9 protein-coding genes and 3 tRNA genes are annotated in these 12113 nt (G+C 36.6%); 10 read left to right on the forward strand and 2 right to left on the reverse strand.

Annotation, left to right across the window (positions count from 1 at the left end; translation table 11 throughout):
- Positions 1–81: 81 nt before the first annotated feature.
- Positions 82–981, reverse strand: coding sequence for an NAD(+) kinase (gene nadK / locus SP041_RS14225; RefSeq protein WP_025563538.1), 900 nt, complete (start codon positions 979–981; stop codon positions 82–84).
- A 140-nt stretch (positions 982–1121) separates the two neighbouring features.
- Here nadK and grpE point away from each other — a divergent pair, with 140 nt between their 5' ends.
- The 9 genes from grpE (at position 1122) to SP041_RS14270 (ending at position 9985) form a co-directional block, all read left to right on the forward strand.
- Positions 1122–1721, forward strand: coding sequence for a nucleotide exchange factor GrpE (gene grpE, locus SP041_RS14230; protein ID WP_025563537.1), 600 nt, complete (start codon positions 1122–1124; stop codon positions 1719–1721).
- Positions 1722–2343: 622 nt separating this feature from the next.
- Positions 2344–4263: a molecular chaperone DnaK gene (gene dnaK / locus SP041_RS14235; RefSeq protein ID WP_025563536.1), complete on the forward strand. Its 1920-nt coding sequence runs from the start codon at positions 2344–2346 to the stop codon at positions 4261–4263.
- Positions 4264–4366: 103 nt separating this feature from the next.
- Positions 4367–5491 carry a molecular chaperone DnaJ gene (gene dnaJ, locus SP041_RS14240; protein WP_025563535.1) on the forward strand — a complete coding sequence of 375 codons (1125 nt, stop codon included), beginning with the start codon at positions 4367–4369 and terminating at the stop codon, positions 5489–5491.
- A 382-nt stretch (positions 5492–5873) separates the two neighbouring features.
- A complete protein-coding gene (uvrY, locus tag SP041_RS14245; RefSeq protein ID WP_025563534.1) occupies positions 5874–6518 on the forward strand; it encodes a UvrY/SirA/GacA family response regulator transcription factor in 645 nt (214 codons plus the stop codon).
- A 165-nt stretch (positions 6519–6683) separates the two neighbouring features.
- Positions 6684–8516 (forward strand): excinuclease ABC subunit UvrC, encoded by a 1833-nt coding sequence (gene uvrC, locus SP041_RS14250; protein ID WP_025563533.1) that lies wholly within the window; start codon positions 6684–6686, stop codon positions 8514–8516.
- A gap of 467 nt (positions 8517–8983) precedes the next feature.
- Positions 8984–9547, forward strand: coding sequence for a CDP-diacylglycerol--glycerol-3-phosphate 3-phosphatidyltransferase (gene pgsA, locus SP041_RS14255; RefSeq protein WP_025563532.1), 564 nt, complete (start codon positions 8984–8986; stop codon positions 9545–9547).
- A gap of 183 nt (positions 9548–9730) precedes the next feature.
- Positions 9731–9806, forward strand: a tRNA-Gly gene (locus tag SP041_RS14260).
- 8 nt (positions 9807–9814) lie between these two features.
- Positions 9815–9888 (forward strand) — tRNA-Cys (locus tag SP041_RS14265).
- Between the two features lie 11 nt (positions 9889–9899).
- Positions 9900–9985, forward strand: a tRNA-Leu gene (locus SP041_RS14270).
- Here the strand turns inward: SP041_RS14270 and SP041_RS14275 are convergent.
- A complete protein-coding gene (locus SP041_RS14275) occupies positions 9964–10167 on the reverse strand; it encodes a hypothetical protein (protein ID WP_025563531.1) in 204 nt (67 codons plus the stop codon). The two genes, SP041_RS14270 and SP041_RS14275, sit on opposite strands and share 22 nt — an antisense overlap.
- A 693-nt stretch (positions 10168–10860) precedes the next feature.
- Here SP041_RS14275 and SP041_RS14280 point away from each other — a divergent pair.
- On the forward strand, positions 10861–11550 hold the full coding sequence (locus SP041_RS14280) for a PEP-CTERM sorting domain-containing protein (protein ID WP_025563530.1): 690 nt from the start codon (positions 10861–10863) through the stop codon (positions 11548–11550).
- Positions 11551–12113: the final 563 nt, after the last annotated feature.

The following is a 12113-nucleotide window of genomic DNA, read 5'->3' on the forward strand; positions in this document are numbered from 1 at the left end:
GATCGACGTTTAATAGGAAGAGAACCAAGAAAAACTTTCAGTATTTTGAATGAGAAACAAAATACTGAAAGCAAAGAGAGGTTAAAAAAGTTTATTACCCCATCCAAATTTATTATGTAATACATGGAAGTAGTTATAGTTTTGTGGATGTAATAGTTTTAATTGATGCTGAGTTTTTTTTATCACCACTTCATCACCAGGTAAAACGGATAAGTTAACGTGACTGTCGCAGCTAATTTGCATTTCTGTTGTATTAGATTGCGCTATTTTTAATCGTACAACGCTATTGGCATCAATAACAATAGGGCGGCTGTTAAGTGTATGTGGGAACATGGGTAATAAACTAATTGCATCTAGTTTAGGGGTTAATATTGGACCTCCTCCTGACAGCGAGTAAGCCGTTGAACCCGTTGGAGTGGATAGAATCAAACCATCTGCACGTTGGTTGATCATAAAATTATCATTAACATACACTTCAAATTCAATCATGTGGGCAATTTTGTCAGGGTGTAATACTGCTTCATTAACCGCTGTGCTACTACTTTTTAAATGCCCGTGGCTGTAAACTTGCGCTTCTAATAAAAAACGATTTTCGGTTTGATAAGTGCCTTCTAATACTTCAGTCAGTGGTTTTTCAAAGTCTTCTGGGTCTAAGTCAGTTAGAAAGCCTAAATTACCTCGATTAACCCCAATCACTGATATATCAAATCTTGCGAGCACTCTTGCTGCGCCTAACATGTAGCCATCGCCACCGACAACGATCGCTAAATCACATTTTTGACCAATACCGACTAAGTCTTCATAACGTATTTGTGGTAACTCTAAATCATCGGCAAGACGAATATCGACAATAATTGAATGGCCTCGGGCTTGCAAAAAAAAGTATAAGCTAGTCAGCGTTTGCAATGCTTCACTGTGCTGTGGTTTGCCGATTAATCCAATAGTTTTAAATTGGCTTTGTTGCTTACTATCCAGACTCATAAAATGCCTATTCAATAAAATGTAATGGTTTTCAGTATACCTCTTAAAAATGTTTTTATTAACAGGCTTGAAACTATTATTACTATCCCCATAATAGAGCATATAATATTGACCAAAACGACATTAGGTAGGATTGAATTATGAGCGAAGAACAAAAAAAGACTGTAGAAGAAGCAATTGAAACTGTTTTAGGTGACGAAGCGGTTGAAGCTGAGTTAGTAGAAGAAGTTGTTGCAGAGCAAGGTGATGACCAAGCTGCGTTGATTGAAGAGTTAACTAAAAAGTTAGCTGCTGCTGAAGAAGAAATTAAAGAGCAAAAAGATCTTGTGATCCGTGCTCAAGCATTTTCTCAAAACGAAATTCGTAAAGCAGGTATTGATTCAGAAAATCGTCGTAAATCAGTATTAAAAACATTTGCTAATGCATTAACACCCGTTGTTGACCATTTAGAATTAGCAATTTTGCATGCAGATAAAGAAAATGAAACACTAAAACCAATGGTTGATGGTGTTCAAATGACGTTAACAGAGTTATTGAAAGCAATTTCAAGCATCGGTATTCAACAAATTGATCCAATGGGTGAAGCACTAAATCCTGAAAAGCATCAAGCAATGAGTATGCAGTTTGTTGAAGGTGTTGAACCTAACCAAGTTGTTGCTGTAATGCAAAAAGGTTATGAGCTAAGCGGTGGTCAAGTTATTCGCCCTGCAATGGTTGTGGTTTCAAAAGCAGCTGAGTAATTAGCGCTTAAGAAAACAGAATTAATACATCGTTAATAGGTAGTTAAGAAAAAGGTACTTCGGTGCCTTTTTTTATACCTGTTGATTTATTCACTACCGTTAATAGTTAATCGATAGTGAATAATCACTAGTCAATAATCTTCATTTATATTTTTAACCATTTACCATTTATGTTTAATTTTTACTTTTAACCTCTATTTTTTATTTCTGATTATTTACTCTGTCATGACCCCTTTTTATGACGGATTTAATTTTTTCTATCTTCTTTGTGTTTCTATTTTTTTTTAGACTTTAATAAAACAAATTAAGTTAAATTTAGAGATCCTTAACCTATTGATTGTAATTGATATTATTGTTTTTTTACCTTGCCATGCATTATCAACGTTGTTGTACTTGTTATCGTCACTTCAATGTTCGCGCTATATTCTCTCTGTGTTAATTGCCGATGTGATTGAGTTCTGCCATTTTTTTTATTTATTTTCAAAAAAAACACATTTATTTTACTTGTTACCCTTGAAACACAGAAATAGCCCCTTATATATAAAGTATCGAACAGACACTGCCAGCGTGCAGATAGTCAACTAAACAAGTAACAACATTAACAAGTGTGGAGAGAGTAAAAATGGGTAAAATTATCGGTATTGATTTAGGTACTACAAATTCATGTGTTTCTGTATTGGATGGTGATGTAGCTAAAATTATTGAAAATGCAGAAGGTGAGCGCACAACTCCTTCGATCATTGCTTATGCAGAAGATGGCGAAATCTTAGTAGGTCAACCTGCTAAACGTCAATCTGTTACTAATCCGCAAAACACTCTATTTGCTATTAAACGTCTTATCGGTCGTCGTTTTGAAGACGAAGAAGTACAACGTGATATTAAAATCATGCCTTACAAAATCGTAAAAGCTGATAACGGTGATGCATGGGTTGAAGCACGTGGAAACAAAATGGCGCCACCGCAAATCTCTGCTGAAGTATTGAAAAAAATGAAAAAAACAGCTGAAGATTACCTAGGTGAAAAAGTATCTGGTGCTGTAATCACTGTACCTGCTTACTTTAATGATGCACAACGTCAAGCAACTAAAGATGCTGGTCGTATTGCTGGTCTTGATGTTAAACGTATCATCAATGAGCCAACTGCTGCTGCATTTGCTTACGGTGTTAACAATTCTAAAGGCGACAGTGTTGTTGCTGTATACGACTTAGGTGGTGGTACTTTCGATATCTCAATCATTGAAATCGATGAAGTAGATGGCGAAAAAACATTTGAAGTACTAGCAACTAACGGTGACACGCACTTAGGTGGTGAAGATTTCGATAACCGTCTAATTAACTTCTTAGTTAAAGAATTCCAAAAAGACCAAAACTTCGATCTAACTAAAGATCCATTGGCAATGCAACGTGTTAAAGAAGCGGCTGAAAAAGCAAAAATAGAGCTTTCTTCTGCACAGCAAACTGATATCAACCTGCCTTACATTACTGCAGATGCGTCAGGTCCTAAACATTTAAACATTAAAGTAACGCGTTCTAAATTAGAGTCTTTAGTTGAAGATATGATTAAAGCAACACTTGAGCCTTTACGCATTGCGCTTAAAGATGCTGATTTGTCTGTTGGCGATATCGATGACGTTATCTTAGTGGGTGGCCAAACACGTATGCCTTTAGTTCAAGCAACTGTTGCTGAATTCTTTGGTAAAGCGGCTCGTAAAGATGTTAACCCTGATGAAGCTGTTGCAATGGGCGCGGCGATTCAAGGTGCTGTACTTTCTGGTGACAAAACTGACGTTCTATTATTAGACGTTACACCGTTATCTTTAGGTATCGAAACAATGGGTGGCGTATTAACGAAAGTTATCGAGAAAAATACAACTATCCCAACTAAACAGTCACAAACGTTCTCTACTGCTGAAGATAACCAAAGTGCGGTAACAATTCACATTCTTCAAGGTGAGCGTAAACGAGCTGCGGATAACAAATCTCTAGGTCAATTTAACCTTGAAGGTATTCGTGCTGCAACACGTGGTGCACCACAAATCGAAGTGACTTTCGATATGGATGCTGATGGTATCTTGCATGTATCTGCTAAAGATAAAGATACAAACCAAGAGCAAAAAATTACGATTAAATCAAGCTCAGGTCTATCTGACGAAGAGATTGAAAAAATGGTAAATGACGCTGAAGCAAATGCTGATGCAGATAAAAAATTCGAAGAAGTAGTCACTGCACGTAACCAAGCTGATGCTTTAGTTCATGCAACTAAGAAACAAATCGAAGAAGCTGGCGATGCATTACCTGCTGACGAAAAAGAGAAAATTGAAGCGGCACTAGCTGAACTTGAAACTGCGTCTAAAGGGGAAGATAAAGCTGAAATCGAAGCTAAAACTCAAGCACTTGCTGAAGCATCTCAAAAACTAGGCGAGATTGCTCAACAGAAAGCACAAGCTGGTGAAGCAGGTTCAGAGCAACCTGAAGCACAAGCTAAGCAAGATGATGATATCGTTGATGCTGAGTTTGAAGAAGTAAAAGACGAGAAAAAATAATTAGGTAACCCCTAAATAAGTAAGATCGTTTCAACTCGCGGGTTATGGATTTATCTATAATCCGCGTGTTTGTTTTCAATAAACAGAGATTTGAGAAATAACCATGTCTAAACGAGATTGTTATGAAGTACTCGGTTTAAGCCGAGATGCGACAGAGAAAGAAGTTAAAAAAGCTTATAAACGCTTAGCGATGAAGTTTCATCCAGATCGTACCAAAGGTGATGTAGAGCTAGAAGAAAAGTTCAAGGAAGTAAAAGAAGCTTACGAAATTCTTAACGATCCTCAAAAGAAAGCAGCATTTGATCAATATGGTCATGATGGTGTTAACCAACAAGGTCACGGTGGTGGTGGTTTTGGTGGTGGTGGTTTTGACGATATATTCGGAGATATCTTTGGTGGTGGGCGCCGTGGTGGTGGCCAACAACGTGCGCAACAAGGTTCTGATCTACGCTACAATATGGAGTTGACATTAGAAGAGGCCGTTAAAGGTATCTCTAAAGAGATCCAAATTCCTACTTTAGTACATTGCGAGCAGTGTAATGGTTCTGGTGCTAAAAAAGGAACTGAATCTAAAACCTGTGGTACGTGTCATGGCCAAGGCCAAGTGCAAATGCGTCAAGGTTTCTTTGCGGTTAACCAAACTTGTCCAACTTGTCGTGGTAAAGGCAAAATCATTACTGACCCATGTGGGAAATGTCATGGTGAAGGTCGTTACGAACGCAGTAAAACATTATCAGTTAAAATTCCTGCAGGCGTTGATACTGGCGACCGTATCCGTTTAAGCGGTGAAGGTGAAGCCGGAGAGCAAGGTGCACCAGCAGGTGACTTGTATGTGCAAATGAATGTACGTCCGCATGATGTATTTGAGCGTGATGGTAATGACTTATATTGTGAAGTACCAATTAGCTTTACAGAAGCGGCGTTAGGCGGCGAAATTGAAGTCCCTACTTTAGATGGACGTGTCAAACTTAAGATACCTGCAGAAACGCAAACAGGACGTATGTTCCGTATGCGTAATAAAGGTGTTAAGTCTGTACGTAGCCACTCTACAGGTGACTTGATGTGTAAAGTGACCGTGGAAACACCGGTTAAATTATCAATCAAACAAAAAGAGTTATTGAAGGAATTTGAAAGCTCTTTATGTTCAAGCAGTAGTAAAAAACACAAGCCTAAATCGGAAGGTTTTTTGAACAGTTTGAAAACATTCTTTGATGACATAAGTAAGTAGTTTATCGAATGTGAATTTAAGGCCACTTTCGAGTGGTCTTTTTTTTATACACCTCATAATCAATAGTTTGCTATGATATCGCTCACTCAAGTGAAATGATTGGGAATAATGTAATTAAAACAGCTTTAAACGCACTATATTTATCAATTTGTAATGCACTATCTGGCTGTTTTTATTGGCTAAACCTATTAAAAAATTAAATAGATTAACTTTATTTCGAGTTAAGTTAGGCTTACTCGAACAATAATTGTTAAGTCGCTCAGAACATAGCTTTTTTTAATTATGCGATGTTTCTTAGTGTGGGTAATATGGCTCACGAAAAAATAAGCGTTAACCTATTTAGTAGCATGAGTAATTATTTACTCTATACGGAGAAGTTTTAGTGATAAATATCCTGCTGGTCGATGACCATGAATTAGTTCGTACAGGGATAAGCCGTATCATTGATGATGTTCGAGGCATGAAAGTAATTGGCGAAGCTGAAAGCGGAGAAGACGCAGTTAAGTGGTGTCGTAGTAATGAGCCAGATGTAATATTAATGGATATTAATATGCCTGGTATTGGTGGACTTGATGCAATGCATAAAATTTTGCGCATCAATGAAGATATTAAAATCATTATGCTAACAATGCATACTGAAAATCCATTTCCAACCAAAGTAATGCAAGCAGGGGCGGCTGGCTATTTAAGCAAAGGAGCCTGTCCTGATGAAGTGTTAAATGCAATTCGTATTGTGAATTCTGGGCAACGTTATTTAGCGCCTGAAATTGCACAGCAAATGGCATTGTCACAATTATCACCAAGTGATGAAGATCCATTCCGAGTGTTATCGGAACGTGAACTACAGATAATGATGATGATAACTAAAGGGCAGCGTGTTGTTGATATTTCAGAACAACTAAGCCTAAGCTCTAAAACGGTCAATAGTTACCGTTACCGATTGTTTGATAAGTTAGGTGTGCAAGGCGATGTAGAACTCACGCATCTTGCTATCCGCTATGGCATGTTAGACGCAGATACACTCTAAAAGTCTGCTTCAAACTCATCAATTAGGCGCCTATTTTAGGTGCCTTTTTATATGTACTATTGAAGCTTATTTGATAACACTTGTATTCAAATAGTAAGTGCATAACTTAATGAAAGATAAAATTTAACTGGTGAACAAAACCTAGCTTATGGCCAAATTTAACTTATGACCAAATTTAACTCTGATGCTTTTTTAAAAACAGTAACAAGCGAACCGGGTGTTTACCGGATGTTCGATATTACTGATACCATTATCTATATCGGTAAAGCTAAAAACCTTAAAAAGCGTTTAGCGAGTTACTTTAGTCTTACCCAGAAACATCCTAAAACCTTAGCACTCGTTAGCCATATTGTTCGTATTGAAGTGACTATTACGCATACGGAAACAGAAGCGTTAATACTTGAACATAACTTCATTAAGCAACATAAACCCAAATATAATGTTCTACTACGAGATGATAAATCTTATCCTTACCTGTTCTTAAGTGATCATAAACATCCTCAGTTGACGTTAGTTCGTTCACAAAATAAAAAACGCAAAGGCACTTACTTTGGTCCTTATCCTAGTGGTGGAGCGGTACGTGAAAGTCTGCATCTAATGCAAAAACTGTTTCCTATACGTCAATGTGAAGATAGCTATTATAAAAACCGTTCTCGTCCTTGTTTGCAGTACCAACTAAAACGTTGTTTAGGCCCGTGTGTGAATGCTATGCCTGAGCAGGAATATACACATCAAGTGGAATTAGCGACTGCGTTTTTACAAGGTAAAAGCCAAGATGTCATCGAACAATTAGTGACTGAAATGGAAACGGCCAGCAATACGCTCGAATTTGAAAAAGCAGCGGTTAGACGAGATCAAATTCAATCGCTGAAAAAAGTACAAGAGCAACAATGGGTCAGTGGTGAAGTAGAGCAGTTAGACGTGTTAGGCTTTGCTTATCAGCACGGCGTGGCAAGTATTCACATGCTATTTATTCGTCAAGGCCGAGTCTTAGGTAGCCGTAATTACTTTCCTAAAGTGCCTAAAAATAGTTCTCAAGAAGAAGTCCTTAGCAGTTTCTTAAGTCAGTTTTATCTCTCTGGCCAAAACGGTCGTGCTATCCCTAGAGAGATCTTATTAACCGACGACTTTGCTGATCGTGAAATATTTGAAGAACTATTTTCAGAACACAGTGGTTATAAAACTAAACTAAAAATAGTTATGCGAGGAGAACGCTTACGTTTTACTAAGCTCGCAAAAACCAATGCAACAATCGCCTTAAGCACGCATTTAAGCCAACAGAAGTCTATTCTGCAACGTTACAACCTATTAGAAGAAAAACTTGAATTGACCTCTCCTATTCAACGTATGGAGTGTTATGACATCTCGCATATGATGGGGGAGAAAACCGTTGCATCCTGTGTGGTATTCAATCGAGAAGGTGCTAAAAAGTCAGATTACCGTCGTTTTAATATTACAGGTATTACACCAGGCGATGATTATGCTGCAATGGGGCAAGTACTCGCGCGACGTTTTAAAGATTTACAAACTGCTGAAACAACACCAGATATCATTTTTATTGATGGTGGGTTAGGGCAGTTAAACCAAGCAGAAATGATTGTTAGCTCACTCGAACACAATTTCCCTGAAAAATACCCATTGTTAATTGGTATCGCAAAAGGCGTTGCCCGAAAAGCGGGTGAAGAAACGTTAATATTAGCGGATAGTCACGAAATATTAGAAATTGATAGTCATTCCCCTGCATTGCACCTTATTCAACAAATACGTGATGAGTCACATCGCTTTGCAATTATGGGACACAGACAACAACGTGACAAAGTAAGACGAACCAGTACCTTAGAAGGTATTGCTGGTGTAGGTGCTAAGCGTCGTCAAATGCTATTAAATCATTTTGGTGGGTTACAAGGTGTGAAATCAGCTAGCGTTGATGAGTTAGCTAAATTAAATGGTATAAGCAAGAGTTTGGCGGAAACCATTAGCGAAGCACTGAATCATTAATAAAATCAGTTTGAATAAAGCGAATCGGTTTTATACACAATAATTTACCAATAACTTTTTAACGCAAATAACTCTTTGCTTAACTCTGTGCTTTTATTAAAAAAACTTGCCTTCAATTATGTTTAGCTAATACCATTTTGGATAAGCATAAAACCTATCGAAAGTATTTTTAGCTTCAATATAAATAATACCAATCTAAATAATTATCTAGTCATTTATGCTTGTTAAAATGAATGCTAGCTTCGTTGTTGATTTTGTAATGAGAACTAGTTACTGCAATCAACGCCTTACTAGCATCCATTTTTCCTACCTATTCAAGTTATGCACTTATTATTTGAATCCAAACAGTTAAAAAAGACATCCTAGTGCTAAGCATTCATTTTAATTGTTTATTTTATGAGTTAATGGTTTGCATATACAAAGCATAAAGTGCCAAAATAAGCGTGCATACCTTAAAGGATACATTAATGCTTAACATTCCCAATATACTGACTAGTTTTAGAATTCTTTTGATCCCCGTGTTTGTAGTTATATTTTATCTACCAGCAGAATGGTCAGCACCTGTCGCAGCGTTTATTTTTTGGCTCGCAGGGGTCACAGATTGGTTGGATGGGTATTTAGCTCGTCGTTTAAATCAACAAACTGCTTTTGGCGCTTTTTTAGATCCCGTTGCTGATAAAATAATGGTAGCAGTCGCGTTGGTTATGATAGTGGAACATTATGCTGTTATTTGGATAACCGTTCCTGCCATGATAATGATTTGTCGAGAAATTATCATTTCAGCACTACGTGAATGGATGGCTGAATTAGGTGAAAGAGGGATTGTGGCAGTTTCTTGGATTGGTAAAGTGAAAACTGCTTCGCAAATGTTGGCGCTGTTTTTGTTAATTTGGCAATATTCTCCTGCAATGGAATGGGCAGGCTTTATTTTCTTATATATCGCTACTGCATTAACATTGTGGTCGATGATCGTTTATTTAAAAGCAGCATGGCCTTTGTTAAAAAAGAGCAATGAGAGCCAAGCAGACTAAAAGCTGGTTTATATAAGTTAAATTGGCGAATATCTAAACGCTTCGTCTAAAAAAACGTCGAACAACTTAAAAGAAGTAAAAAAGGTGATAATTTCTATTGACTCATTGTGAAGAATCATTAGAATGCGCACACATCGAGAGGGGAAACAGTTTACTAGTTCTTCTTGAGATAAACATAGTGATGCGGTACTAGCTCAGTTGGTAGAGCACGACCTTGCCAAGGTCGGGGTCACGAGTTCGAGTCTCGTGTACCGCTCCAAATGTTTTGGCGGAATGGCAGAGTGGCCATGCAGTGGATTGCAAATCCATCCACCTCGGTTCGACTCCGGGTTCCGCCTCCATTACAATCTTTGCCCGGGTGGTGAAATCGGTAGACACAAGGGATTTAAAATCCCTCGACTTATGGTCGTGACGGTTCAAGTCCGTCTCCGGGCACCAATTTCATAAAAGAACCAGCTTATAGCTGGTTTTTTTATATCTAAAATTTGAGTTTTCGATTTATAAGCGTTTTGGCTATACCAAGCTGAATGTAATTGAGGTTCTCTGGCCTTTGATAATAAAATCCCCGCATCTAATTCTGGTCGTGACGTTTCAAGTCCGTTTCTAGGCAGCAATTTCATAAAAGAACCTGCTTATAGTTTTTTATATCTAAAATTTGAGCGTAACTATTAACCCTTGTTCTTTATTCTATTATCTTCTTTTTTTATCTGTCATCTTCTTAAATTATCTTAATGCTGATCAGCTTAATTTAGCCAGTTTACTTTGTTGGGGTCGATACCCCTTATTAAGCTATCTAAATAGAACTGAGGCTGTTTTTCCTCTTTTTATTAATGATGAGTGGATAGTTTTTGGTTCTCTCTAATAACGCTATTAATGGCTTTATTTAACGCATTCTATTTTGTTATCGTAAATTAGTTTGAAGTAAATGATGCGAACTCAGGAATATCTAGGTTTTTCAGATTCGATTTGTGATGGTTTTTTCTTTTACAAGGCTTAAGTACTTGGCTAATAAGTTAGCTGGCTAATAGGTTAATAAATTACTTTATCTAGCAGCATACTGTCGACTATTTATACATCAAAGTAAGTTTAATATGACTTGTACGGCCTTAAATTAAAAAATAACCCCAAATGGGTGTCGAATTATTTTACCATTTAAATTAATTTAATAAATGAGTTTAATTATCTTATTGAAAATAAACAGATATTTTTTATGGCATGGTTCATGCTTTATACCATGTTAGAGATACCTCGAAATAGTTTATACATTACCTACTAATTATTATATTAGGGTAATGAACCAAAGGATAATACATATGTTAAATTCAAAAAGACTTTTGATTGCTGTTACAACTAGCTTTTACTTAATGTCAGCATTAGTAGCGACAAACGTACAAGCTTCTTTAATTACTACAACACCAGACACTATCATTAGTGTTTCATTAGATGGTGACGTTGACTCAGCTGGTTCTGTTAACAGTGGTTCATTATCTAGTACTGAAGTGATTGCACGTGAACGAGCTAACTTATCTCAAGAAGGTTTACGTATTGCAACTTTCCTTGATTTTGATTTAAGTTACTTAACATCAGATATCGTTAATGCTTCAACGTTCTCTGCATTATTTGAAATTGATTTTGTTTCTCGTGTTAACTCAATTAATGATTTAAGCATTTTATTAGGACAAGTTGAAAGCGCATGGAGTGATGAGTCTGGTTCTTTACCTTTGTTTGAATATGCAGCTGCTTCAACTAACCAATCTGTAGTAGTAGATAACGTTAAGACTGATTCATTTGAAACTTATACTGTTGATGTAACTAGTATTATCCAAGATTGGGTAAACGGCGATACAGAAAACTATGGTTTTGTTATCTTTGGTGCTGATACTGTTTTCCAAGGTGCTGGATTTAACAATGCATCACTAGTTGTTGATGTACCAGAGCCTTCTACTATCGCTATCTTTGCATTCGGCCTATTAGCTTTAGTCTCTCGTAAAGTTAAAAAGTAACTTTAATTTTCGAATCAATATTCGAATAATATAAAACACCAATTTTCATAATTGGTGTTTTTTTTTACTTAATGATTATAGGCAATACATTTCATAGATTAGATTTTACAATCGCTTCATCTGAATAGCCTTACCTAATAACCTCTTATTTAAAATCTCCTTGCTACTTTGATTACTTTGACCGTTTCGATTACTCAGTAATATCATGCCTTTTTAAAATCGTTATCCCGATTACATTAAATAAGTGATCTAAATTTTGCGCAGGAAAAATGACTTAGTTTAAGGCGTAAATTGAGGCTTTTCGAAGATTAACTTCGTTAATCGTCTATCGGTATGTTTGATATGACTGTAAATTGAAAAACTATTTAGTTGATGTGTTTTGTAGATCGGGTGTTTCATATTAATAAGGTTGTATTAGTTATTATCGTATTTTGGCTTAAATATTAAGTTTAAATACTAGGTGTAAATTACAGTGAGGAATCTACACCTTATAAAAAGCCCTTTATGAGAAACACATAAAGGGCTGATATTAATTGCTAATATAGATTAAGCTTTAGCAGTTG

Origin of the sequence: Psychromonas sp. SP041, assembly GCF_000470315.2 — a bacterium.
GTDB lineage: Bacteria > Pseudomonadota > Gammaproteobacteria > Enterobacterales > Psychromonadaceae > Psychromonas.

Coding starts and splice junctions, on each gene's coding strand:
- SP041_RS14280 (WP_025563530.1), top strand. CDS start 10,861: ATGTTAAATTCAAAAAGACTTTTGATTGCTGTTACAACTAGCTTTTAC.
- nadK (WP_025563538.1), bottom strand. CDS start 981: ATGAGTCTGGATAGTAAGCAACAAAGCCAATTTAAAACTATTGGATTA.
- dnaK (WP_025563536.1), top strand. CDS start 2,344: ATGGGTAAAATTATCGGTATTGATTTAGGTACTACAAATTCATGTGTT.
- grpE (WP_025563537.1), top strand. CDS start 1,122: ATGAGCGAAGAACAAAAAAAGACTGTAGAAGAAGCAATTGAAACTGTT.
- pgsA (WP_025563532.1), top strand. CDS start 8,984: ATGCTTAACATTCCCAATATACTGACTAGTTTTAGAATTCTTTTGATC.
- SP041_RS14275 (WP_025563531.1), bottom strand. CDS start 10,167: ATGAAATTGCTGCCTAGAAACGGACTTGAAACGTCACGACCAGAATTA.
- uvrC (WP_025563533.1), top strand. CDS start 6,684: ATGACCAAATTTAACTCTGATGCTTTTTTAAAAACAGTAACAAGCGAA.
- dnaJ (WP_025563535.1), top strand. CDS start 4,367: ATGTCTAAACGAGATTGTTATGAAGTACTCGGTTTAAGCCGAGATGCG.